At 55.3% G+C, this 24,607-nt stretch carries 19 protein-coding genes; 14 read left to right on the top strand and 5 right to left on the bottom strand.

Annotated elements, in window-relative coordinates; all coding sequences use genetic code 11:
• Positions 1-20: 20 nt before the first annotated feature.
• Together PYR66_04995 and PYR66_04990 are read right to left on the bottom strand one after the other, a co-directional pair.
• The gene (locus tag PYR66_04995; protein WEF29091.1) at positions 21-365 is read right to left on the bottom strand and encodes a nitrous oxide-stimulated promoter family protein; all 345 of its coding nucleotides are present in this window, start codon (positions 363-365) and stop codon (positions 21-23) included.
• Between the two features lie 76 nt (positions 366-441).
• Positions 442-735, bottom strand: coding sequence for a SelT/SelW/SelH family protein (locus tag PYR66_04990; GenBank protein ID WEF29090.1), 294 nt, complete (start codon positions 733-735; stop codon positions 442-444).
• A gap of 199 nt (positions 736-934) precedes the next feature.
• On the opposite strand from PYR66_04990, the gene PYR66_04985 reads away from it, so the two are divergent.
• The 14 genes from PYR66_04985 (at position 935) to PYR66_04920 (ending at position 22,097) form a co-directional block, all read left to right on the top strand.
• Positions 935-3,298, top strand: a complete 2,364-nt coding sequence (locus PYR66_04985; GenBank protein ID WEF29089.1) for a TonB-dependent receptor — start codon at positions 935-937, stop codon at positions 3,296-3,298.
• Positions 3,299-3,371: 73 nt separating this feature from the next.
• Positions 3,372-4,403, top strand: coding sequence for a hemin-degrading factor (locus PYR66_04980; protein ID WEF29088.1), 1,032 nt, complete (start codon positions 3,372-3,374; stop codon positions 4,401-4,403).
• Positions 4,400-5,218, top strand: coding sequence for a hemin ABC transporter substrate-binding protein (locus tag PYR66_04975; protein ID WEF29087.1), 819 nt, complete (start codon positions 4,400-4,402; stop codon positions 5,216-5,218). The genes PYR66_04980 and PYR66_04975 overlap by 4 nt, the downstream gene beginning before the upstream one ends.
• Complete coding sequence (locus PYR66_04970) at positions 5,218-6,213, top strand: iron ABC transporter permease (protein WEF29086.1); 996 nt, start codon at positions 5,218-5,220, stop codon at positions 6,211-6,213. Before PYR66_04975 ends, PYR66_04970 begins: the two co-directional genes overlap by 1 nt.
• Positions 6,206-6,985 carry a heme ABC transporter ATP-binding protein gene (locus tag PYR66_04965; GenBank protein WEF29085.1) on the top strand — a complete coding sequence of 260 codons (780 nt, stop codon included), beginning with the start codon at positions 6,206-6,208 and terminating at the stop codon, positions 6,983-6,985. Before PYR66_04970 ends, PYR66_04965 begins: the two co-directional genes overlap by 8 nt.
• A gap of 179 nt (positions 6,986-7,164) precedes the next feature.
• A complete protein-coding gene (mutS, locus tag PYR66_04960; GenBank protein ID WEF29084.1) occupies positions 7,165-9,726 on the top strand; it encodes a DNA mismatch repair protein MutS in 2,562 nt (853 codons plus the stop codon).
• Between the two features lie 373 nt (positions 9,727-10,099).
• Positions 10,100-12,397, top strand: coding sequence for a xanthine dehydrogenase molybdenum-binding subunit XdhA (gene xdhA, locus PYR66_04955; protein ID WEF29083.1), 2,298 nt, complete (start codon positions 10,100-10,102; stop codon positions 12,395-12,397).
• Between the two features lie 10 nt (positions 12,398-12,407).
• The gene (xdhB, locus tag PYR66_04950; GenBank protein ID WEF29082.1) at positions 12,408-13,286 is read left to right on the top strand and encodes a xanthine dehydrogenase FAD-binding subunit XdhB; all 879 of its coding nucleotides are present in this window, start codon (positions 12,408-12,410) and stop codon (positions 13,284-13,286) included.
• Positions 13,283-13,762 carry a xanthine dehydrogenase iron sulfur-binding subunit XdhC gene (gene xdhC, locus PYR66_04945; protein WEF29081.1) on the top strand — a complete coding sequence of 160 codons (480 nt, stop codon included), beginning with the start codon at positions 13,283-13,285 and terminating at the stop codon, positions 13,760-13,762. The genes xdhB and xdhC overlap by 4 nt, the downstream gene beginning before the upstream one ends.
• Positions 13,763-14,169: 407 nt before the next feature.
• Positions 14,170-14,949, top strand: coding sequence for a molybdopterin-dependent oxidoreductase FAD-binding subunit (gene ygfM, locus PYR66_04940; protein ID WEF29080.1), 780 nt, complete (start codon positions 14,170-14,172; stop codon positions 14,947-14,949).
• Entirely contained in the window at positions 14,946-17,816 is a 2,871-nt protein-coding gene (locus PYR66_04935) for a molybdopterin-dependent oxidoreductase Mo/Fe-S-binding subunit (GenBank protein WEF29079.1), read from the top strand. Before ygfM ends, PYR66_04935 begins: the two co-directional genes overlap by 4 nt.
• A gap of 144 nt (positions 17,817-17,960) precedes the next feature.
• Entirely contained in the window at positions 17,961-19,364 is a 1,404-nt protein-coding gene (locus PYR66_04930; protein ID WEF29078.1) for a nucleobase:cation symporter-2 family protein, read from the top strand.
• Between the two features lie 14 nt (positions 19,365-19,378).
• Positions 19,379-20,695: a guanine deaminase gene (gene guaD, locus PYR66_04925; protein ID WEF29077.1), complete on the top strand. Its 1,317-nt coding sequence runs from the start codon at positions 19,379-19,381 to the stop codon at positions 20,693-20,695.
• Positions 20,696-20,729: 34 nt separating this feature from the next.
• Positions 20,730-22,097 carry an NCS2 family permease gene (locus PYR66_04920; protein WEF29076.1) on the top strand — a complete coding sequence of 456 codons (1,368 nt, stop codon included), beginning with the start codon at positions 20,730-20,732 and terminating at the stop codon, positions 22,095-22,097.
• A gap of 150 nt (positions 22,098-22,247) precedes the next feature.
• On the opposite strand, the gene PYR66_04915 is transcribed toward PYR66_04920, so the two are convergent.
• Genes PYR66_04915 through PYR66_04905 form a run of 3 tightly spaced genes read right to left on the bottom strand, consistent with a single transcriptional unit; the run spans position 22,248 to position 24,515 of the window.
• The gene (locus tag PYR66_04915) at positions 22,248-22,484 is read right to left on the bottom strand and encodes a non-oxidative hydroxyarylic acid decarboxylases subunit D (protein ID WEF29075.1); all 237 of its coding nucleotides are present in this window, start codon (positions 22,482-22,484) and stop codon (positions 22,248-22,250) included.
• A gap of 10 nt (positions 22,485-22,494) precedes the next feature.
• The gene (locus tag PYR66_04910) at positions 22,495-23,922 is read right to left on the bottom strand and encodes a non-oxidative hydroxyarylic acid decarboxylases subunit C (protein WEF29074.1); all 1,428 of its coding nucleotides are present in this window, start codon (positions 23,920-23,922) and stop codon (positions 22,495-22,497) included.
• 2 nt (positions 23,923-23,924) lie between these two features.
• Positions 23,925-24,515, bottom strand: a complete 591-nt coding sequence (locus PYR66_04905) for a non-oxidative hydroxyarylic acid decarboxylases subunit B (GenBank protein WEF29073.1) — start codon at positions 24,513-24,515, stop codon at positions 23,925-23,927.
• Positions 24,516-24,607: the final 92 nt, after the last annotated feature.

Genomic DNA, 24,607 nt, shown 5'->3' with positions numbered 1-24,607 from the left:
CGCAAGCCGGGAAAAGGCCGCTATTTTTTTGGACGATACTTTTCCGGCAGTTCCGGCACCGGCCGTCTGTCGTCAATCAGGTGGCGAAGGGTCAGAATCGGGTGACGCCAGAGCATCCGCGGGCCAGCCCAGCGCATGATCTGCTTCATCTCTTCGCGCTTCGCCGGTTGATAGCAGTGTACTGGGCACTGCTTGCAGGCCGGTTTCTCTTCGCCAAATACGCACTTATCCAGGCGTTTATCGGCGTAGGCGTTAAGCGCCAGGTAATGCTCGCCATCATCGCGGGCATCCGAACAGCGGCGCTGATAAAGCCTAATCATATTGCCGATCGTCTTCTTTTCACGATCGATGCGTTTACCCGTCATTATCCTGCTCCCGCCAATAAAGATGCATTAATAATACACATTTAAACAGCCGGACGCAGCCACTTTCCCCCGCGGGTTATGCGGGATTAGTCGGTTTATCCACATGCCCCAACGCTTTTTCCGGGAAGCAGACATCGCGCACCCGTCTTTTCAGTTCGGCCGCGTCCGGGAAACCGCCATCCTGCTTACGTTCCCAGATTTGCACACCATCGACGTTCACCACAAAAATGCCGCCGGTCCCCGGCACCAGCGTCACCGAGGCAATGTCGGTGCTAAAGGTATGCAGTAGTTCCTGAGCCATCCAGCTGGCGCGCAGCATCCAGTTGCACTGGGAACAATAGGTAATGGTAATCGCCGCTTTATGACTCATGTTGGGTTGTTCTCGTCTGAATAAATGTAAACAAAATGCAGAATAGATGATTATTTTGTTGCAAACGATAATACCTATCATTACCATTCGCAATTAATAAATCAGGAGTACCACTGTCCGCCAGGGAAATCACGGACCAACCTGCACTCTGGAAGTAACGCGTGAGCCGATACTAATAATTATCAAGGCGTGGCTACAAATGTACAAATCGACTCAATCAGCAGCATGGCGCAAGAAAAGCCTGCTGGTGACTTCTTTGCTCACAGCAATCGCGCAGAATGCCGCCATCGCGGCTGAGACGCAACCAAACACTGCCGCCAACGACGCCGACAGCATGGAACAGATGGTGGTCACCGCTCCGGCTCCACGACTGAAAGCGGGCAGCGAGCACGCGGTAAGCGCTCAGGAACTACAGGATAAAGGCGCCAAAGACTTCGGTTCCATCATGCGTTATGAACCGCTCATCAGCGCTACCGGCGCCAGCGGCGGTTCCGGTAACGGTAAAAGCGGCTTCGATCGCGGCGGTTATACCGGCTACAACATCCGCGGCCTCGAAAGCAACCGTGTCGGTATCGACGTTGACGGCATCGCCCAACCGAATGCCACCGGCCGTGGCTACGTCGGCCGTTCCGGTCTCAACACCTTCGGCATCGGCCGTGATTATATCGATCCCTACATGTACGGCAGCGTCGATATTCAGTCCGGCGCCACCTCAACCGAAACGGCCAACAGCTCAATCGGCGGTAATGTCTCTTTCCGCCCCAAATCGGCGGATGATTATCTGCGCCCGGGCAAAACCAGCGCCTTCGGCTACCAGAGCGGCTACGACTCTTCAGACCGCAGTTGGCACAACGGCGTCACCGTCGCTGGTGGCGATGAAACGCTGCGCGGAATTTTCGTCTACAGCCGCCGCGATGGCCAGGAAACCAGAAACAACAGCGGCACCGTTGACGCCTACCCGGCGAACTGGCACTCCGACGCGTTTATGACCTCCGGTATCTGGCAGCCGAACGACGAGCACAAGTTTACCAGCACTTTCGACTACTACCATAAGACCAACCACAGCCACTTCGACTCGTGGGACTCCAGCGGCAACAGCGTGATCGGCACCGCCAACCAGACCAACCAAACGCGGCGCTGGGGGCTGAGCCTGAAAGATGACTGGACGCCGATGAACGATTACATCGACAGCGTCTCGACCAAGGTTTACTACCAGCATACCGAAGCTCACGACTGGACCTGGATGCCGGATAGTGTCACCCGCAACATGCAGACGGTGAGCTCTGACTACGACACCGATACCTGGGGCCTGCAAACCGCGCTGGCGAAAAGCATTGGCCGCCACGACCTGAGCGCCGGTTTTAACGCCAGCACGACGAAAACCCAACGGCCGTTTAGCCAGTCGCCGACCCCGAGCGTCTACAGCGAGATTATGCAGCCGGAAGCAGACAGCCGCAGCTACACCCTCGGCGGCTATGTGCAGGATCAGATCAACTTCGATCTTGATAACCACAACTTCGCGATTATCCCCGGCGTGCGCGTGGTGCATCAATCCACCAAACCGGAGGATTTGTCCGATCTTAGCGCCAACAGCAGCGTACTGACCGAATCATCAGTGGCGAATCTGTATGGTAAAAACAGCGACACCCAAGTGCTGCCGTCACTGACCTTCCAGTACGATATTACACCGCGCCTGATGACATATCTGCAGTACCAGCGCGGCGCGCAGTTCCCGAACGCCAGCCAACTGTACGGCTCGTGGAATTTGGGTTCCAGCTACGCCGGCAGCCAGCAGTACGCGCTTATCGGCAACAACGATCTGAAAACCGAGACCAGTGACAATATCGAATGGGGAATGAAGGGCGAAGTCACCACAGGCATCACCGTGCGTACCGCGCTGTTCTACAACAGCTACAAGAACTTCATCGCCTATACGCGTTATTCACGCGCCAACAATCCGGGCCAGTTCGCCAACGTACCGTCGAACATTTACACCATTTATCAGGCGGAAAACCGCGATAAGGCCTATATCTACGGCGGTGAAATCAGCACTAAATTTAACTTCGGCACGTGGTTTGAGCAGGTGGATGGCCTCAGTGCCACCCTCGCCTACGGCTATAGCGAAGGGAAATCGAAATCCAGCTACTACGGCGATAAATACGTCGACCTCGACAGCGTCGCGCCGATGAAAGCGATTGTCGGCGTAGCGTGGGACGATCCGGCCAAACGCTACGGGACCGCGCTGACTGCCACCTTCGTCAAAGGGAAGCAGGCGACCGCCACCAGCCGAGAAAGCTATAACAACACCGGCTCCGCCATCGCCGATTCCAGCACTGAGTATATGCGCGTACCGGGCTACGGCATGCTGGACTGGACCGCTTACTGGCAGGTGGCGAAAAACGTTCGCCTCAACGGTGGGGTATATAACATCACCGATCGCAAATACTGGGATTACCTGAGCAGCCGCAATATCGAGACCAGCACCAATCAGGATGCCAACGATAAAGCGCTGGCGGTGATGCCCGGACGGACCTGGCAACTGGGCGTGAACATCGATTTCTGATCGCCCGAATAATAACAAACCTGCACCCCGGCCCGCGGGCCGGGGATATTCATCGTAGAGAAGGATATGAATTATGCAAAACGCACACAACGATCTGTGGCAGCGCTACCAGGCCACTAAGGCCAGTTCTACCGCCAAATATGCCCGCGACATCGCCGCTGAAATGGGGATTAGCGAGGCCGAGTTGACCGCCGCCCGCGTTGGCCGCGATGCCGTGCGCCTGAGCAACGACGTGCGGGCGATTATCGCCGCCCTGGAGAAGGTCGGCGAAACCAAATGCATCTGCCGTAACGAGTACGCGGTGCATGAACAGGTCGGCGAATTTACCCATCAACACCTGAGCGGGCACGCCGGGCTAGTGCTTAACCCGCGTGCGCTCGATCTGCGCCTGTTCCTCAGCCAGTGGTCCAGCGTTTTCCATCTCAGCGATAATGGCCGCCAAAGCATTCAGTTCTTCGACCCGCACGGCGACGCGCTGCTGAAGGTCTACGCAACCGGGCAAACCGATATGGCGGCCTGGGAGACACTCGTCGCCGGATTCAGCGAGGCGCCGTCAGCCCCCCTGACTGTTCGCCCGGCCGATAACGTGAAATACGCCGACTCCGCCGACGGCGCGGCGCTGGAAAACGAGTGGCGCGCGATGACCGATGTCCATCAGTTCTTCGGCCTGCTGCGTAAGCACAATCTTTCCCGCCAGCAAGCCTTCCGCCTGGTGAGCGACGATCTCGCCTGCCACATCGACAACCATGCGCTGCCAAGGCTGCTGGAAACGGTTCGCCAGGACGGCAATGAAATCATGATTTTCGTCGGCAACCGCGGCTGCGTGCAAATTTTCACCGGCGCGCTGGAAAAGCTGGCGCCGATGCGCGGCTGGATCAACATCTTCAATAGCGCCTTTACCCTGCATCTGCGCGAAGACAGCGTTGATGAAGTCTGGGTGACCCGCAAACCGACCTCCGATGGCCACGTCACCAGCGTCGAACTGTTTGCCAAAGACGGTACGCAGATCGCCCAGTTGTACGGCCAGCGCAGCGAGGGTCACCCGGAACAAGCGCAGTGGCGTACGCAGGTGGCACGTCTGTGCGCGGAAGGGCTACCGGCATGAAACGCGGGTTAATACTGCTTGCCGCTCTACCGCTGTTCGCTAGCGCGGCCGCCGAACGGATTGTCTCTCTCGGCGGCGACGTCACTGAAATCGTCTACGCGCTGAACGCCGGGCAGCAACTGGTGGCGAAAGACAGCACCAGCACCTGGCCCGCCGCCGCGCAGAAGCTGCCGGACGTCGGCTACCTGCGGCAGTTGAATGCCGAAGGGATCCTCTCCTTACGCCCGCAGCTGGTACTGGCCAGCGCGCAGGCGCAGCCATCGCTGGTGCTGCAAAAGGTGCAGGACAGTAAGGTTACGGTCGTCAACGTGCCGGGCGGTGATAACCTCGCCGCCATCGATAACAAAATCGCCGTTATCGCCGAGGCGTTAGGCAAAACGCCTGCGGGCGACGTATTGCGCCAGCAGCTACGTCAGCAAATCGCCGCCATTCCCACGCAGCCTATCGCGAAACGGGTGCTATTTATCCTCAGCCATGGCGGGATGAATACCATGGTTGCCGGGCAACACACCGCCGCCGATGGCGCGATTAGCGCCGCCGGGTTGCAAAACGCGATGCAGGGTTTCGACCACTATCGCGCGATGTCGCAGGAAGGGGTAGCCGCCAGCCAGGCGGATCTGGTGGTGATCTCCGCCGATGGCCTCAAAGGAATGGGTGGCGAAGCCGGGTTATGGAAGCTGCCAGGACTGGCGCAAACCCCGGCGGGCCGCCATAAACAGCTGCTGGTGATCGACGATATGGCTCTGCTCGGCTTCGGCCCGCGCACGCCGCAGGCGGTTACCGAGCTGCGGGATAAAGCGGAGCAACTGCCCTGATGCGCCCCACCCTCGCCCGTCATTTGCTGTTAATGGCGTTACTATTGGTCGCCCTGACGCTGTTCGCCACCACCCTCGGCGCGATGCGGCTACCGCTGGTCAACCTGCTGCCCTCCGGCGATGAGATCCTGCGCCATATCTGGCTGACGATCCGGCTGCCGCGAGTCCTGCTGGCGCTGCTGGTCGGGGCCGCGCTGGCGCTATCCGGCTGCGTGATGCAGGGGTTGTTTCGCAACCCGCTTGCCGATCCGGGGCTGCTTGGCATCAGCAGCGGCGCGGCGCTGGCGGTGGCCTGTTGGCTGGTGCTGCCGCTGTCGGTACCGGCGCTCATCGCCCTGTATATGCCGATGCTGGCGGCGTTCATCGGCAGCCTGGCGGTGATGGTGGTGATTTTTATCCTCAGCCGGGCGGGCGACGGTTCGCTGTCGCGGCTGCTGCTGGTGGGGATCGCGATTAACGCATTATGCGGCGCGCTGGTCGGCGTGCTGGCCTGGCTGAGCAACGATGCTCAGCTGCGCCAGCTTTCATTATGGGGAATGGGTAGCCTCGGCCAGGCCGAATGGCCGACGCTGCTGGTGGCGGCCAGCTTGATTATTCCGGCAGCGATCGCGGTGTGGTGGATGGCGTCATACCTCAATCTGCTGCAGCTCGGCGATGAAGAGGCGCACTACCTCGGCGTCAACGTGCGGGCGCTACAGCGGCTGCTGCTGTTGTGCAGCGCGGTACTGGTCGCGGCGGCGGTCGCCATCAGCGGCGTGATCGGCTTCATCGGCCTGGTGGTCCCGCATCTGATGCGCATGTGGCTGGGGGCGGATCATCGCGGGCTGATCCCCGGTTCATTACTGGCGGGAGCGATTCTGCTGCTGATTGCCGATACCCTGGCGCGCACCGTCGCCGCGCCCGCGGAGATGCCGGTAGGCCTGTTAACCAGCCTGCTCGGCGCGCCGTGGTTCATGTGGCTGATATTTCGTCGGGAGAAACGAATCAATGGATAAATGCTATCGGGCGCAAGCGCTATCGCTGCGGCTCGGCCAGCGCCAGGTGATCGACCAGGTTTCGCTGACGCTGCGCGGCGGCGAGATGACCGCGCTTATCGGCCCTAACGGCGCGGGCAAATCCACCCTGTTGCGGCTACTCACCGGTTTTCTCGCCCCGGACGATGGCGAACGTCAGTTGGAAGGTAAGCGCCTGGAGGACTGGCTGCCGCAGGCGCTGTCACGCCGTCGGGCGGTGATGCTCCAGCGCACTGAGCTGCAGGCTGACTGGACGGTGGAAACGGTTATCGCCATGGGACGCTCGCCGTGGGAAACGACCGCAAACCCGCAGATTATCCGCGAAGTCATGACGGAGACCGGCTGCGATCATCTGCGCGGCAGACGCTACCCGTCGCTTTCCGGCGGCGAACAGCAGCGGGTACAGTTGGCTCGCAGCCTCGCCCAACTATGGCGCGACGGCGCGCCGCAGGGGTGGTTGTTTCTGGACGAACCCACTTCGGCGCTGGACCTCTATTATCAGCAGCATCTGTTGCGCCTGCTCAAACGGCTGACCGCCGACGGCCAGTTACATGTCTGCGTCGTTCTGCACGACCTGAATCTCGCAGCGCTGTGGGCTGACCGAATCCTGCTGCTGCATCAGGGTAACGTCGTCGCGCAGGGTACGCCACAGGAGGTGATCCAACAGCCGATCATCAGCCGCTGGTACGGCGCGGATGTCAGAATGGGCCAGCATCCGGAAAAAGCTATCCCGCAGGTCTATCTGGCGCCCTGAGTTTCCCGCGCGGCCTCGCTATTGCATGGCCGCGCGTCTTTGCTGGAATCCGGATCGCTACGCTCACTTCGTCACTTTCCCTCAAATGCCTATCTCCGTTATCATGTCTCCCTCATGCGATAACGCCGACAATAATAAAATCGCACTCCATTAAAAATCAGGGACCTGGATAACACCCTATGAGCACAATCGACAATTTAGACGCCCACACCCCGATGATGCAGCAGTATCTGAAGCTGAAGGCTCAGCATCCGGAGATCCTACTGTTTTACCGAATGGGCGACTTTTACGAGCTGTTTTATGACGACGCTAAACGTGCGTCGCAGTTGCTCGATATCTCGCTGACCAAACGCGGCGCTTCCGCGGGTGAGCCGATTCCGATGGCCGGTATCCCCCATCATGCGGTGGAAAACTATCTCGCGAAACTGGTAAATCAGGGGGAGTCGGTCGCAATTTGCGAACAGATTGGCGATCCCGCCACCACCAAAGGGCCGGTGGAACGTAAAGTGGTACGCATCGTCACGCCAGGCACCATCAGCGATGAAGCGCTGTTGCAGGAGCGCCAGGACAACCTGCTAGCCGCCATCTGGCAGGACAGTAAAGGCTTCGGCTACGCGACGCTGGATATCAGCTCCGGGCGTTTTCGTCTAAGCGAACCGGCCGACCATGAAACCATGGCGGCGGAGCTGCAGCGTACCAATCCGGCGGAACTGCTGTATGCAGAAGACTTTGCCGAATCCTCGCTGATTGAAGGGCGCCGCGGCCTGCGCCGTCGCCCGCTGTGGGAATTTGAAATCGATACTGCGCGCCAGCAGCTCAATCTGCAGTTCGGCACCCGCGATTTAGTCGGCTTCGGCGTGGAAAACGCCCCGCGCGGCCTGTGCGCCGCTGGCTGCCTGCTGCAGTACGTCAAAGATACGCAACGCACCTCGCTGCCGCATATCCGCTCCATCACCATGGAACGCCAGCAGGACAGCATCATTATGGATGCCGCCACCCGCCGCAACCTGGAGATCACTCAGAATCTCGCTGGCGGCGTCGACAACACGCTGTCTTCGGTACTCGACTGCACGGTCACACCGATGGGCAGCCGTATGCTCAAGCGCTGGCTGCATATGCCGGTACGCGACACCACCGTGCTGGTTGAGCGCCAGCAGACCATCAGCGCATTACAGGAGCGCTATACCGAGCTGCAACCGGTGCTGCGCCAGGTCGGCGATCTCGAACGTATTCTGGCGCGCCTGGCGCTGCGTACCGCCCGCCCGCGCGATTTAGCCCGCATGCGCCATGCCTTCCAGCAGTTGCCGCTGCTGCGCGAGCAGTTGGCCGACGTCAACTGCCAGCCGGTACAACAGCTGCGCGAGAAAATGGGCGAGTTCACCGAACTGCGCGAGCTGCTGGAGCGCGCGGTCATCGATGCGCCGCCGGTACTGGTGCGTGATGGCGGCGTTATCGCGCCGGGTTATAACGAAGAACTTGATGAGTGGCGGGCGCTGGCCGATGGCGCGACCGATTATCTCGACAAACTGGAAATCCGCGAACGCGAGCGCCTGGGCCTGGATACCCTGAAGGTCGGCTACAACGCCGTACACGGCTACTATATCCAGATCAGCCGCGGTCAGAGTCAGCATGCGCCCATTCACTACGTGCGCCGCCAGACGCTGAAAAACGCCGAGCGCTACATTATTCCGGAACTGAAGGAATACGAAGATAAGGTTCTGACATCCAAGGGCAAGGCGCTGGCGCTGGAAAAACAGCTCTATGATGAACTGTTCGACATGCTGCTGCCGCATCTGGCCGAGCTGCAGGCCAGCGCCAACGCGCTGGCCGAGCTGGACGTACTGGTGAATCTCGCGGAACGCGCCGAGACCCTGAACTACAGCTGCCCAACCTTTATTGATAAGCCGGGCATTCGTATTACCGAAGGCCGCCACCCGGTGGTGGAACAGGTGCTGAAAGAGCCGTTTATCGCCAACCCGCTACAACTGGCGCCGCAGCGTCGCATGCTGATCATTACCGGTCCCAACATGGGCGGTAAAAGTACCTATATGCGCCAGACTGCGCTGATTGCACTGTTGGCCTATATCGGTAGCTATGTACCGGCGCAGAAAGTAGAGATTGGCCCGATCGACCGAATCTTTACCCGCGTCGGCGCGGCGGACGATCTGGCGAGTGGCCGTTCGACCTTCATGGTTGAAATGACCGAAACCGCCAATATTCTGCATAACGCTACCGAACATAGCCTGGTGTTGATGGACGAGATTGGCCGCGGCACTTCCACCTACGACGGCCTGTCGCTGGCATGGGCCTGCGCGGAGAACCTGGCGAATAAAATCAAAGCGCTAACCCTGTTCGCCACCCACTACTTCGAGCTCACCCAACTGCCGGAGAAAATGGAAGGCGTGGCTAACGTCCACCTTGATGCGCTGGAACACGGCGATACCATCGCCTTTATGCACAGCGTGCAGGACGGCGCGGCCAGCAAGAGCTATGGTCTGGCGGTCGCCGCGCTGGCAGGGGTGCCGAAAGAGGTGATCAAGCGCGCGCGGCAGAAACTGCGCGAACTGGAAAGCATTTCGCCAAATGCCGCGGCGACACAAGTCGACGGCACGCAGATGTCACTGCTCAATGCGCCGGAAGAGACGTCACCTGCGCTGGAAGCGCTGGAGAATCTTGACCCGGATTCGCTGAGCCCGCGTCAGGCGTTGGAGTGGATCTATCGCCTGAAAAGCCTGGTGTAATCACGTCGCAGAAGGGAGTCGGGCAGCCTGAAATCGCCCGACTCTCCCCCAGCTCTTCATAAATTGCTACTCTATTTTTCACTATTGAAAATATAAGAAATATATATTTCAACCGGAATTTATGTTTGTTATCTATTTTCCCTTATTACTTTCACCACCATATAATTAAATCATCTCATAATGATTAAATATTTATCATTATGATATTTCATAAAAGAGAAAACGCCCCTCTGCCTACCCCTTATTCACACTATTTTTATAAAGACCATCACATTTCTTCACTCTCTAATATTGTTTTTTGCCGACTGGCGTAACTTTTGCCTGTTTGATCTATTAGCAATAAAAGAATTTTCTTGATATCAAGGAGTGGAAGATGAAAACACGGGAAACGGCCGCGCCTGGCGATACGTGCATGCGCGTCGACGCTATCGCGAAAGTCACAGGGAAAGCGCGATATACTGATGATTATACGATGGCGGGCACGTGCTATGCGAAATATGTTCGCAGCCCCATTGCACACGGTTATGCCGAGCATATTGATTGCTCCGCAGCCAGAAACTTACCCGGCGTACTGGCGATATTTACCTGGGAAGATGTTCCCAATATTCCTTTCGCCACCGCAGGCCACGCGTGGACGCTCGATGAAAATAAACGTGATGTTGCCGACAGACTCCTGCTAACCCGTCACGCACGCCACCATGGCGATGCTGTGGCTATCGTCGTCGCCAGAGATGAATTAACCGCCGAAAAAGCCGCGCTGTTAGTCAACGTTGACTGGCGTCCTCTGGCGGTCATCACCACACCGGAAGCGGCCCTTTCCCCGGACGCCGTCAGCATTCATTCTGGCGGCAATCTGCTCAACCAAAGCGAAATGTCGACCGGAAATGTGCAAGACGCCATTACTCAGGCCGATTATCAAATACAGGGGCACTACCAGACACCGGTCATTCAGCATTGCCACATGGAAGGCGTGACAAGCCTGGCCTGGATGGAAGACGAAGCTCGCATCACCATTGTCTCCAGCACGCAAATTCCTCATATCGTCCGTCGGGTCGTCGCCCAATCATTGGGGATCGCCTGGTCAAAGGTTCGTATCATCAAACCTTATATTGGCGGCGGTTTTGGCAATAAACAGGACGTTCTGGAAGAGCCAATGGCCGCGTTTCTGACCACAAAACTGGGCGGTATTCCCGTGAAAGTGTCGTTAAGCCGCGAAGAGTGTTTCCTGGCCTCCCGGACCCGGCACGCCTTCACGCTGAACGGGCAGCTCGGGATTGACCGCGACGGTACGTTAAAAGGATATAGCCTGGACGTACTTTCAAATACCGGCGCCTACGCCTCACACGGCCACTCTATCGCCTCCGCCGGGGGCAATAAAGTCGCCTATCTCTATCCGCGCAGCGCCTTCGGCTACCGCTCAAAAACCTGTTACACCAACCTGCCATCGGCAGGCGCCATGCGCGGATACGGCGCACCACAGGTGGTTTTTGCCGTTGAATCTATGCTGGATGACGCCGCTGCCGAGCTAGGGCTTGATCCTGTGGATGTTCGCCTGCATAACGCCGCCATCGAAGGGGATAAAAACCCACTGACCGGAAAAACTATTTACAGCGCCGGGTTACAGGAGTGCCTGCGCAAAGGCCGCACGCTGTTTGAATGGGATAAACGACGCGCCGATTGTCAAAATCAGCAGGGAAATATCCGTCGGGGCGTCGGCGTAGCCTGTTTCAGCTATACCTCCAATACCTGGCCGGTCGGGGTAGAAATCGCCGGGGCTCGCTTGTTGATGAACCAGGATGGCACCATTAACGTACAGAGCGGAGCAACCGAAATCGGCCAGGGCGCAGATACCGTCTTTTCACAGATGGTGGCGGAAACCCTTGGCGTTCCGGTGAGTTATGTTCACGTTATATCAACACAAGATACGGATATCACACCGTTTGATCCGGGTGCATTTGCGTCTCGTCAAAGCTATGTCGCCGCGCCAGCGCTGCGTAGCGCCGCATTGCAGCTAAAAGAAAAGATCCTCGTCCATGCCGCTGCGATGCTCCATCAGTCCGTCATGAGCCTGACGATGAATAACGGCAATGTTGTCTTTGTCGATCGCCCGGATACTCCACTGCTGTCAATGCAGGATTTGGCCATGGATGCGTTTTATCACATGGATCGCGGCGGCCAGCTGTCGGCAGAAAGCTCAGTAAAAACCACCAGTAACCCCCCTGCTTTTGGCTGCACTTTTGTCGATCTGAGCGTAGATATTGCGCTGTGCAAAGTGACTATCAATCGCATTCTCAACATGCACGATTCTGGCCGCATTCTCAATTCCATGCTGGCGGAAGGCCAGGTACACGGCGGGATGGGCATGGGTATCGGCTGGGCGTTATTCGAAGAGATGATCATTGATGCCGAAAGCGGCATTGTGCGTAACCCCAATTTACTGGATTACAAAATGCCAACCATGCTGGATCTCCCGCATCTGGAAGGCGCTTTTGTTGAAACCCAGGAACCCCAATCCGCTTATGGACATAAATCACTGGGAGAGCCGCCAATCATCCCCGTCGCAGCCGCGATTCGTAATGCCGTCCGCATGGCAACCGGCGTCGCCATTAATACGCTGCCGTTGACGCCTAAACGGTTATTTGACGAGTTTCACCAGGCCGGTCTGATTTAAGGATAACACTATGTTTGATATAGCAACCTATCATCGCGCCACCAACATCGCCGATGCCATCACGTTACTGGCCAGCCACCCGGAAACAAAATTACTTGCCGGCGGTACTGATGTGCTAATTCAGTTGCATCACCACAACACTCGCTACCATCATATTGTGGATATTCACGAACTGGCCGAACTGCGCGGTATCGCTTTCACGCAGGAAGGGGCTTTACGTATTGGCTCCGCAACCACCTTTACTGAGTTGATCGAACATCCCTTAACGCGACAACACCTTCCCGCATTATGCGCCGCAGCGGCCTCCATCGCTGGCCCGCAAATTCGTAATGTCGCCACCTATGGCGGCAACATTTGCAACGGTGCCACCAGCGCGGATTCCGCAACCCCGACGCTCATTTACGATGCCATGCTGGAGATCCATTCACCAACAGGTATACGGTTTACCCCCATTCAGGGTTTTCATACCGGCCCCGGGAAAGTTGCGCTGGAACATAACGAAATTGTCGCCGCGTTTCATTTTCCCGTTCAGCCAAATGTTGATACCGGCAGCGCGCATTTTAAATACGCGATGCGCGACGCAATGGATATTTCAACCATTGGCTGCGCGGCCTATTGCCATCTGCAGGCTGGCGGCATTCGCGAATTGCGTCTGGCTTTTGGCGTTGCCGCGCCTACGCCGGTTCGTTGCTCGCATGCCGAACAAACGGCGTGTAATGCACCTTTAACACAAGCAACGCTGGAGTCGATTGGCGAAGCGGTCTTACAGGACGTGGCGCCGCGTTCATCCTGGCGCGCCAGCAAAGAATTTCGCCTGCATCTCATTCAGACCATGACGAAAAAAGTCATTAGTGAAGCCGTCATTGCGGCAGGAGGAAAATGGTTATGACTCGCGCTAAAAAAATCACTCTGACATGTACAATTAACGGCATGCCATTTGACAGTGAAGTCGCACCTGGCATGCCGCTGTCGGAATTGCTCCGCGAACAGGGGTTATTGAGCGTAAAGCAAGGTTGCTGCGTAGGCGAATGCGGCGCCTGTACGGTATTGATCAACGGTACCGCCGTTGACAGCTGTTTATATCTGGCCACCTGGGCGGCGGAAAAACATATTCGCACACTCGAAGGCGAATCATGCCATGGGAAAATGTCCCCCGTGCAGCAGGCTTACGCAACATCAGGGGCCGTACAATGCGGCTTCTGCACGCCGGGGCTTATCATGGCAACCACAGCAATGCTGGCTAAACCCCGTAATGCTCCACTCACTATCCTGGAGATTCGTCGGGGTCTGGCTGGAAATCTGTGCCGTTGCACGGGCTATCAGATGATAGTGGATACCGTACAGGCCTGCGCACAAGAGCAATAACGTCAGAATAGAGACAAGGATGTCTCTTATTTAGCGAGTTCACCTCATGAGCGTGGTCTTTATCATTATCATAATGAGAGCAATCATCTCATCGTAATAAAAATATAAGCCGTAATGTTTTAATACATGGCCCAAAATACCTCAGGGCAATTGCGGTATATTTCACAAACTAATATTCAGGATTCGATTGCCTTCACATAAATTTACTCTCTATTCCCCGGCAAACGAAAGTGGTACAGATGTTGCTATATTTCCCACAATTTTTATTGCGATCCCATTCACGCGCAGACCAGAACAGTTGCTGCCAATCTGGTCCAAAGCCTCCACGGGGCAAAGCTGCATGGACATTCTGATGTCACACATACCCCTTCGTTTCATTAAAAGAAGGGGGAGCACGAGGAAAGTTTATGATCGAACAATTTTTCAAACCTGACTCAATGGCACAGGCGCTGGAGTTAAAGCGCCATTATCAGGAGGAGGCCGTCTGGTTTGCAGGTGGTAGCAAACTCAACGCAACGCCTACCCGTACCGATAAAAAGATTGCGATATCGTTACACAGTCTGGAATTAACGTGGGTCGACTGGGACAACGGCACGTTGCGTATTGGCGCAATGACCTCGTTACAAAGGCTACGCGATACCCCCTTTATTCCCACCGCCTTACATGACGCTCTTGGCTTTATCTATTCTCGCCATCTTCGTAATCAGTCTACTCTTGGCGGAGAAATCGCCGCACGGCAAGAAGAATCGGTTTTGCTCCCCGTATTGCTGGCCCTCGATACCTTATTGCTCTTCGGAGATGGCGAAACGCTATCGCTGGAAGATTATCTCGCTAATCCAGAAGGCCGCCTGATAACAGAAATCGTCATTAAGGATCCTTACCGTTCCTGTGCCACGCGCAAAATCAGCCGCTCACAGGCCGGATTAACCATCGTTACGGCCGCCGTCGCGATAGACAGCCACAATAACGTGCGTATTGCGCTGGATGGCGTAACACCGCACACACAGCGTTTACACGCTGTAGAAGCGCAGCGCCTGGAAGGAGATGCCCTGGAGCACGCCATCGCTACCGCTATTTCGCCAAAAGAAGACCTTAGAGGCAGCATTCCATATAAGCGCTATATCACCAGCGTGGTGGTGGCAGATCTGTACGCTGATTGCCAGCAGATGGGAGAGAAAATCGCATGATTATTCATTTTACACTCAACGGCCACGCTCAAGAAATGAGGGTGAACCCTGGTGAAAACGTACAGAAACTTCTGTTTAACCTCGGCTTACACTCGGTACGCAACAGCGATGACGGTTTTGGATTTGCCGGCTCCGACGCCATTCTGTTCAATAGCCACATCGTTAACGCTTCGCTGTTAATCGCCGCACAATTAGATCACGCGAATATTTTGACAGCAGAGTCGCTGGGTAAATGGAACGAACCGAGTCTGGTTCAACAGGCCATGATTGATGTTGGCGTAATACAGTCCGGCTATAACGACCCTGCCGCAGCGCTCATTATTACCGATCTGCTGGAACGTATCGCCACCCCGACGCGCGAAGAGATCGATGACGCGCTTTCTGGTTTGTTCAGCCGCGATGCAGGTTGGCAACAATATTATCAGGTTGTTGAACTCGCCGTTTCCCGTAGGGATAACCCGCAGTCTACATTGCACATCGCCCCAACCTTCCGCGACGATTTAAACGTTGTGGGTAAGCTGCATCCCAAAACAGATGCGGCCAAAATGGTCCAGGCTAAACCCTGTTATGTCGAAGACCGCGTTCCCGGCGACGCCTGTATCATCAAGATGCTGCGTAGCCCTCATGCCCATGCGCTCATTACTCATCTTGATGTCAGCCAGGCGGAAGCCCTGCCGGGCGTTGTTCACGTGATCACTTACCGTAACTGCCCCGACATCTACTACACGCCAGGCGGCCAAAGCGCCCCGGAACCCTCCCCGCTCGACAGACGTATGTTTGGTCAAAAGCTGCGCCATGTGGGCGACCGTGTCGCAGCCGTGGTCGCGGAAAATGAAGAGATCGCGCTAGCCGCGCTCAAGCTGATTCACGTTGAGTACCAGATACTTAAACCGGTCATGTCGATTGATGAAGCGATGGCGGAAGATGCGCCGATTGTCCACGATGAACCGGTGGTATACGGCGTTGGCGCACCGGATACGCTGGAAGAAGATAACGGCCACGCGACACAGCGCGGCGAGCATATGATCGTTAACTTCCCAATAGGCGCCCGCCCACGCAAAAATATCGCGGCCAGTATTCATGGGCACATCGGTGATATGGAAAAAGGGTTCGCTGATGCCGACGTCATCATCGAACGAACCTACCGCTCTACCCAGGCACAGCAGTGTCCGGCAGAGCCCCATCTCTGTTTCACCCATATGGATGGCGATCGCCTGGTCATCCATGCTTCTACTCAGGTACCGTGGCATGTCCGTCGTCAGGTGGCGCGCCTCGTTGGCATGAAGCAACATAAAGTTCACGTTATCAAAGAGCGCGTTGGCGGTGGTTTTGGTTCTAAGCAAGATATTCTGCTGGAAGAAGTCTGCGCCTGGGCGACCTGTGTGACGGGGCGCCCGGTCTATTTCCGTTATACGCGTGAAGAAGAATTTATCGCCAATACCTCGCGACACGTCGCTAAAGTAACGGTGAAACTGGGGGCAAAAAAGGATGGCCGCTTAACCGCCGTGAAGATGGACTTCTGCGCGAATACCGGCCCTTATGGCAACCACGCGCTGACCGTTCCCTGTAATGGTCCGGCGCTATCTTTACCGCTCTACCCCTGCGATAACGTCGATTTTCAGGTCACCACCTACTACAGCAACATCTGCCCGACAGGTGCTTATCAAGGCTACGGCGCCCCTAAAGGCAACTTCGCGCTCACCATGGCGCTAGCGGAGCTGGCGGAACAGCTACAGATTGACCAGCTGGAGATCATCGAACGCAACCGCGTGCATGAAGGGCAAGAGCTGAAGATCCTCGGCGCAATTGGCGAAGGTAAAGCGCCCACTTCAGTACCTTCCGCCGCCAGCTGTGCGTTAGAAGAGATCCTGCGACAAGGCCGGGAAATGATCCAATGGTCGTCGCCTAAACCACACCAGGGAGACTGGAAGATTGGCCGTGGCGTGGCGATTATCATGCAAAAGTCCGGTATTCCTGATATCGATCAGGCAAACTGCCTCATCAAGCTGGAATCTGATGGCACCTTTATCGTGCAATCCGGCGGCGCGGATATCGGTACAGGGCTGGATACGGTCGTGACTAAACTGGCAGCAGAAGTGCTGCACTGCCCGTTCTCCGATGTGCAAGTGATCTCCGGTGATACCGATAGCGCGCTCTTCGATAAAGGCGCTTACGCATCATCCGGAACCTGTTTCTCCGGCAACGCAGCGCGTAAAGCAGCGGAAAATTTACGTGATAAAATACTTATTCACGGCGCAGAAATGCTTAACGAGCCTCTGGCTGATGTCACCATCGCCACGCCAGGCGTTGTTCGCGGTAAAAAAGGTGAAGTGAGCTTTGCTGAGATTGCGCATCTGGGTGAAACCGGAACAGGATTCGGCGCGTTATCCGCCACCGCTTGCTATATCACACCTGATTTTGCTTTCCCTTATGGCGCAAACTTTGTCGAGCTGGGCGTCAACACTCGCACCGGCGAAATCCGTCTTGATAAATTTTACGCCCTGCTGGACTGCGGTACGCCAGTTAACCCGGAGCTGGCGTTGGGGCAAATTTATGGCGCCACCTTACGCGCCATCGGCCACAGCATGAGTGAAGAAATTCTTTACGACACAGAAGGCCACCCGCTCACCCGCGACCTGCGCACCTACGGCGCACCGAAAATTGGCGACATTCCACGCGATTTCCGCGCGGCGTTGGTTCCCAGCGATGATAAGGTTGGCCCTTTTGGCGCGAAGTCCATTTCCGAAATCGGTGTTAACGGCGCCGCACCAGCGATTGCTACCGCAATTCATGATGCCTGCGGCGTCTGGTTACGTGAATGGCACTTCACGCCAGAAAAAATACTGCATGCGCTAGGGAGAATCTGACCACAAGTGGCCGCTACGGCGGCCGCTTACCTGTCAGCGCTGTTTTACACAACTACCGTCATTGAGATAACGCACTCTCAGGGAGTCGTGCGTCCAAAACTCACAGAGTCAGATGATCAAATTTACTTTAGAAGAGGTGAAGGGATGTCTGATATAACCCGAATAAATTCCGACCTTATTTATGGGCTGGAGGATCGACCACCATTCCATCAGGCTATTATTGGTGCAGTGACCCATCTGTTAGCCATTTTTGTTCCCATGGTAACGCCCGCTTTAATCGTTGGCGCGGCATTACAACTTTCCGCCGACACGACAGCTTATTTAGTCTCTATGGCGATGATTGCATCCGGTATTGGCACCTGGTTGCAGGTAAATCGCTATGGCATTGTCGGCTCCGGTTTACTCTCTATCCAGTCGGTTAACTTTTCTTTTGTTACCGTGATGATTGCTCTCGGCAGCAGTATGAAAAGCGATGGTCTTCATGAAGAGTTGATCATGTCATCGCTGTTAGGAGTCTCATTTGCCGGCGCATTTTTAGTTGTCGGCTCATCGTTTATTTTACCTTATCTACGCCGGGTGATTAGCCCTACCGTCAGCGGCATCGTTGTACTGATGATTGGTCTGAGTTTAATCAAAGTCGGAATTATTGATTTCGGCGGCGGCTTTGCGGCAAAGAGTAGTGGAACGTTTGGCAGCTATCAGCATATCGGCGTTGGCCTGCTGGTGTTAATCGTTGTCATTGGTTTTAACTGCTGCCGCAATCCTCTGCTGCGTATGGGCGGTATTGCCATCGGTCTATTTGTCGGTTATGTCGTTTCATTATGCCTGGGAATGGTCGATTTCAGCAGTTTGCAAAATTTACCATTAATCACGATTCCCACTCCGTTCAAATACGGCTTTCATTTTAACTTTCACCATTTCCTGGTCGTTGGCACCATTTACTTACTCAGCGTACTGGAAGCTGTCGGGGATATTACCGCGACAGCGATGGTGTCGAATCGCCCAATTCAGGGGGACGAGTATCAGGCACGATTAAAAGGCGGCGTGCTGGCCGATGGGCTGGTCTCCGTTATCGCCTCTGCGGTCGGCTCACTGCCGCTGACCACCTTTGCGCAAAATAACGGTGTTATTCAGATGACCGGCGTCGCTTCCCGATATATTGGGCGAATCATCGCTGTTATGCTGATTGTGCTTGGCCTGTTCCCGGTCATCGGCGGCTTTTTTACAACTATTCCATCAGCGGTGCTTGGCGGCGCCATGACCTTAATGTTCTCCATGATTGCCATAGCCGGAATACGCATCATTATTACCAACGGATTAAAACGCCGCGATACATTAATTGTTGCCACCTCTTTAGGTCTGGGCCTGGGCGTTTCCTATGACCCGGAAATCTTCAAAATATTACCAGCATCAATTTATGTATTAGTCGAAAACCCTATTTGTGCAGGTGGTTTAACCGCCATTATTCTAAATCTTGTTCTTCCCGGTGGTTATCGGCAAGAGGAAATTTTACCTGCAGTTTCCTCAACAAAAGTGTCCAGTAAATAACAAGGGATTGAATTATGGCCGAAAAGCAAAGAATCAAAGCAATACGCGGTAGCTTTATTGATATTACGCGAACGATTACGCATCCGGAAGAGGCCGAATCAGCGATACGCTTCGTTGAAGATGGATTATTGTTAATCAGCGCCGGGAAGGTTAAATGGTTTGGCGAGTGGAGTGATGGCAAACACCAAATTCCAGATTCGATTCGCATTCGTGATTACCGCGGTAAAATAATCGTACCAGGCTTTATCGACACACATATTCACTATCCACAAAGTGAAATGGTGGGGGCCTACGGTGAACAATTACTGGAATGGTTAAATAAGCATACATTTCCAACTGAACGCCGCTATCAGGATCTCGAATATGCCCGCGAAATGTCTACTTTTTTCATCAAACAGCTGCTGCGTAACGGCACGACCACCGCATTAGTTTTCGGTACGGTACATCCGCAGTCCGTCGACGCCTTATTTGAAGCGGCGAGTCATATCAATATGCGAATGATCGCCGGCAAAGTCATGATGGATCGCAACGCGCCTGACTATTTGCTGGATGACGCAGAAAGCAGTTATCAGCAAAGCAAGGCGCTAATTGAGCGCTGGCATAAACGTGGCCGCCTGCTCTACGCGATTACGCCCCGCTTCGCGCCGACCTCAACGCCAGAACAGCTGGCCGCCGCCCGACGCCTGCGAGAAGAATATCCCGACACGTGGGTACACACCCATTTGTGTGAAAACAAAGACGAAATCGCGTGGGTTAAAGAGCTGTATCCCGATCACGATGGTTATCTCGATGTTTATCATCAATATGGATTAACGGGTAAAAACTGCGTTTTTGCTCACTGCATACATCTGGAAGACAAAGAGTGGGATCGCCTAAGCGAAACGGACTCCAGTATCGCATTCTGCCCAACCTCCAATCTGTATCTTGGTAGCGGTCTCTTTAACCTACAAAAAGCATGGCATAAAAAAGTGAAAGTCGGCATGGGTACCGATATTGGCGCCGGCACCACATTCAACATGCTGCAAACGCTTAACGAAGCCTACAAAGTGGCACAACTCCAGGGATACCGCCTGTCCGCGTATGAAGCTTTTTATCTCGCCACGCTTGGCGGCGCGAAAGCACTTGGCCTGGATCACCTGATTGGCAACTTCGATTGTGACAAAGAGGCCGATTTCGTGGTGCTGGACCCCACCGCTACGCCATTACAGCAACTGCGTTATGACAACTCCGTTTCCCTGGTCGATAAGCTGTTCGTCATGATGACGTTGGGCGACGATCGCTCCATCTATCGGACATATGTCAACGGTCAGTTGGTTTATGAGCGCAACTAAATAATATTTTTCACCCTATTTTGAGGGCATCATTATGTCTGGAGATATACAACAAGCCGAGAAGTCTTCGCCATCAAACGGCGCGCTGGACGCTTATTTTCAAATTTCAGCTCGTGGCAGTAGCGTTCGTCAGGAAATCCTGGCCGGACTCACCACCTTTCTGGCGATGGTCTATTCCGTTATCGTCGTCCCTGGTATGTTGGGAAAGGCGGGCTTTCCACCAGCTGCGGTATTTGTCGCGACCTGCCTGGTTGCAGGGTTCGGCTCTTTATTGATGGGGCTATGGGCAAACCTGCCGATGGCGATTGGCTGCGCGATTTCTTTGACCGCGTTTACCGCTTTTAGCCTGGTACTGGGGCAGCATATCAGCGTTCCCATCGCGCTGGGCGCAGTATTTCTGATGGGCGTTATCTTTACCGCCATTTCCGCGACCGGAGTACGTGCCTGGATTCTACGCAATCTGCCTATGGGCATCGCACATGGCACCGGTATTGGTATTGGGCTGTTTTTATTGCTCATTGCGGCAAATGGCGTCGGCATGGTCATTAAAAACCCGCTGGAAGGCCTGCCGGTGACGCTGGGCACCTTTACCTCTTTTCCCGTGATCATGAGCTTGCTGGGCCTGGCCGTCATCTTTGGTCTGGAAAAATGTCGGGTTCCCGGTGGAATATTGCTGGTTATCATCATTATCTCTGTCATTGGGCTTATTTTCGACCCCACTGTGCAGTATCACGGTCTGATCGCCATGCCCAGCCTGAGTGATGAAAACGGCAACTCGCTGATTTTTAGTCTGGATATCATGGGCGCGTTAACGCCAGCCGTGTTACCCAGCGTACTGGCGTTGGTCATGACAGCCGTATTCGATGCCACGGGAACCATTCGCGCTGTGGCTGGCCAGGCTAACTTACTGGATAATAACAACCAGATCATTAATGGTGGCAAAGCATTGACAAGCGACTCCATCAGTTCCGTTTTCTCTGGTCTGGTTGGCGCCGCGCCTGCCGCCGTCTATATCGAATCAGCCGCGGGTACCGCCGCTGGCGGCAAAACCGGGCTAACGGCCACCGTTGTCGGCTGTCTGTTTCTGGTCATCCTGTTTTTATCGCCGCTCTCCTACCTGATCCCGGGTTACGCCACTGCCCCTGCGTTAATGTACGTCGGGTTATTGATGCTCAGCAATGTATCCAAGCTGGATTTTAACGACTTTGTCGATGCGATGTCCGGGCTGGTCTGTGCGGTGTTTATCGTTCTAACCTGTAATATCGTCACCGGTATTATGCTCGGGTTTGTCACCCTGGTGGTCGGGCGTCTGGTTGCACGTGAATGGCAAAAACTGAATATTGGCACTGTCCTTATTGCTCTTGCTCTGGTTATATTTTATGCAGGCGGATGGGCTATCTAATAATATTGATATATTATCCGCAACCCATCATGAAAATAATTCGGTGGCGTGAATAGCGCCACCGCAAAATAATCAAATCAATCACCACCTCCCCAGAAGGTGGTTTAGAGGTGACAATAAAAAAGATCCGGATATCCGGACCTTTTTTATTTAGCGTTTATCTTCCGCCAGCAGCGGCGGAATATGCGGTACCTGCGGCGCCTCATCAATATCTTTCTGCGTCATGCGAAACGCCTCAGGATAATGTTCACGGCTGGTACGGCGCAGCGGCTCGGTATTACGCCAGGTATAGAGACAGTGCTGGCACTGGTAGACAATCCATACACCTGTTACCGGCGACGTCGCCATTACTTCAATCTGTTCATCAGCGCAACGTGGACAAATCATCTTCTTCTCCTTATTTACGGTTGGCCAACATGGCAGTCAGTTTTTCGGCCCAGGCTTTGGTTTCCGGCAGATCCTGGACCGGCTGGCTGTAGTGACCGCGAAGATCCGGCGCAACCGGCGTGGTAGCGTCGATAATCAGCTTGTCGGTGATCCCCGCCGGACTTGAACCCGGATCCAGCTCCAGTACCGACATGTTTGGCAGCTGCACCAAATCGCCCGCCGGATTCACCTTCGAGGAGAGTGCCCACATCACCTGCGGCAGGTTGAACGGGTCAACGTCTTCATCCACCATAATCACCATCTTCACGTAGCCGAGACCGTGCGGCGTGGTCATCGCCCGCAGCCCCACGGCGCGCGCAAAGCCGCCATAGCGTTTTTTCGTGGAGATAATCGCCAGCAGGCCGTGGGTATACATGGCGTTGACCGCCTGTACTTCCGGGAACTCGGCCTTCAGCTGCTGGTACAGCGGCACGCAGGTCGCCGGGCCCATCAGGTAGTCGATTTCCGTCCATGGCATACCGAGGTACAACGATTCAAAAATCGGTTTCGTACGGTAAGAGACTTTATCAATACGCACCACCGTCATATTGCGGCCGCCGGAATAGTGGCCGGTAAACTCGCCGAACGGCCCTTCGATTTCACGCTTGCGCCCTTCAATGACCCCTTCGAGGATCACTTCCGAACCCCACGGCACGTCGAAGCCGGTCAGCGGCGCGGTGGCGATGGGATACGGGCTTTCGCGCAGCGCGCCAGCCATTTCATACTCTGACTGGTCATATTTCAGCGGCGTAGCGCCCATCAGGGTGATAATCGGGTCGTTGCCAAGCGTAATGGCGATCGGTAAATCTTCGCCGCGTTCTTCCGCTTTATGCAGATGCAGCGCGATATCGTGCATCGGCACCGGTTGCAGACCCAGTTTGCGTTTGCCCTTCACTTCCATCCGGTAAATACCGACGTTCTGCTTACCGAAGTGATCTGGATCCAGCGGATCGCGCGAGACTACGCAGGCTTTGTCGAGGTAGAAACCGCCGTCGCCATCATTCAGGCGGAACAACGGCAAAATATCGAACAAGTTAATATCGCCGCCATCAACGGTGTTTTCCGCCCATGCCGGATTCGCCCACCGCTCCGGCTTCACCGGGAACGTATCCCAACGGCGAATGAATTCATCAATCTGCTTTTTCACCGGCGTGTTCGGCGGTAGCCCCAGCGAGATGGCGTGGTTTTGCCAGGAGCCAATGGTATTCATCGCCACGCGGGCATCGGTAAAACCACGAATATTATCGAACCACAGCGCTGGTGCGCCATCGCCAATGCGGCCGGTCGCATTCGCCGCGGCGGCCAGATCCGGTTCGGCATTCACCTCTTCGCTAATTTTCAGCAGTTGCCCCTGCTCATCCAGCGCCTGTAAAAAGCTGCGTAAATCATCAAAAGCCATGACTAATTCTCCTGTGATAAATTCTCGACCGCGCGTAAGCCATTCCAGCGGCGCGCGTTGTGGTATTCGAGGCCAAACTGATCCAACACCCGAGTGACGATATGGTGAGTCATATCCTCAACCGTTTCCGGATGGTTGTAGTAAGCTGGCATCGGTGGGACCATCGCTACGCCCATTCGCGATAGCGCCAGCATGTTTTCCAGATGAATAGTGCTCAGCGGCATTTCGCGCGGCACCAGAACCAGCTTGCGCCCCTCTTTCAGCACCACGTCCGCCGCGCGGCCAACTAATCCTTCAGCATAGCCCACACGGATCCCGGCCAGCGTTTTCATGCTGCAAGGGATTACGATCATGCCGTCGGTACGAAACGATCCTGACGAAATGGTGGCGGCCTGGTCCGCCGGGCTATGGCAGACGTCCGCCAGCGCGGCGACGTCGCGGGCGCTGTAGGGCGTTTCCAGCTCAATGGTGGTTTTTGCCCATTTCGACATCACCAGATGCGTTTCCACATCCGGCATGTCACGTAACGCCTGCAGCAGCGCCACACCCAGCGGCGCGCCGGTGGCCCCGGTCATCCCAACAATCAGCTTCATTCGCTACCTCATACATCGTTCGCATACGAACATTTTCATTGAAACTACGCCTCTTTGCGGGGGATGACAAGATGGTTCGTCGGCGGTCGCAT

The organism is Klebsiella aerogenes, assembly GCA_029027985.1.
GTDB classification, from domain to species: domain Bacteria; phylum Pseudomonadota; class Gammaproteobacteria; order Enterobacterales; family Enterobacteriaceae; genus Klebsiella; species Klebsiella aerogenes_A.
This window is presented reverse-complemented; position numbering and strand designations above follow the sequence as displayed.

Bases quoted from the DNA above. Each gene is read 5' to 3' on its own strand.
- PYR66_04910 (WEF29074.1), bottom strand. From the start codon at position 23,922: ATGGCTTTTGATGATTTACGCAGCTTTTTACAGGCGCTGGATGAGCAG.
- PYR66_04995 (WEF29091.1), bottom strand. From the start codon at position 365: ATGACGGGTAAACGCATCGATCGTGAAAAGAAGACGATCGGCAATATG.
- mutS (WEF29084.1), top strand. From the start codon at position 7,165: ATGAGCACAATCGACAATTTAGACGCCCACACCCCGATGATGCAGCAG.
- PYR66_04915 (WEF29075.1), bottom strand. From the start codon at position 22,484: ATGATTTGTCCACGTTGCGCTGATGAACAGATTGAAGTAATGGCGACG.
- PYR66_04920 (WEF29076.1), top strand. From the start codon at position 20,730: ATGTCTGGAGATATACAACAAGCCGAGAAGTCTTCGCCATCAAACGGC.
- PYR66_04985 (WEF29089.1), top strand. From the start codon at position 935: ATGTACAAATCGACTCAATCAGCAGCATGGCGCAAGAAAAGCCTGCTG.
- PYR66_04965 (WEF29085.1), top strand. From the start codon at position 6,206: ATGGATAAATGCTATCGGGCGCAAGCGCTATCGCTGCGGCTCGGCCAG.
- PYR66_04905 (WEF29073.1), bottom strand. From the start codon at position 24,515: ATGAAGCTGATTGTTGGGATGACCGGGGCCACCGGCGCGCCGCTGGGT.
- PYR66_04930 (WEF29078.1), top strand. From the start codon at position 17,961: ATGTCTGATATAACCCGAATAAATTCCGACCTTATTTATGGGCTGGAG.
- xdhA (WEF29083.1), top strand. From the start codon at position 10,100: ATGAAAACACGGGAAACGGCCGCGCCTGGCGATACGTGCATGCGCGTC.
- PYR66_04935 (WEF29079.1), top strand. From the start codon at position 14,946: ATGATTATTCATTTTACACTCAACGGCCACGCTCAAGAAATGAGGGTG.
- ygfM (WEF29080.1), top strand. From the start codon at position 14,170: ATGATCGAACAATTTTTCAAACCTGACTCAATGGCACAGGCGCTGGAG.
- PYR66_04970 (WEF29086.1), top strand. From the start codon at position 5,218: ATGCGCCCCACCCTCGCCCGTCATTTGCTGTTAATGGCGTTACTATTG.
- PYR66_04980 (WEF29088.1), top strand. From the start codon at position 3,372: ATGCAAAACGCACACAACGATCTGTGGCAGCGCTACCAGGCCACTAAG.
- PYR66_04990 (WEF29090.1), bottom strand. From the start codon at position 735: ATGAGTCATAAAGCGGCGATTACCATTACCTATTGTTCCCAGTGCAAC.
- guaD (WEF29077.1), top strand. From the start codon at position 19,379: ATGGCCGAAAAGCAAAGAATCAAAGCAATACGCGGTAGCTTTATTGAT.
- xdhB (WEF29082.1), top strand. From the start codon at position 12,408: ATGTTTGATATAGCAACCTATCATCGCGCCACCAACATCGCCGATGCC.
- PYR66_04975 (WEF29087.1), top strand. From the start codon at position 4,400: ATGAAACGCGGGTTAATACTGCTTGCCGCTCTACCGCTGTTCGCTAGC.
- xdhC (WEF29081.1), top strand. From the start codon at position 13,283: ATGACTCGCGCTAAAAAAATCACTCTGACATGTACAATTAACGGCATG.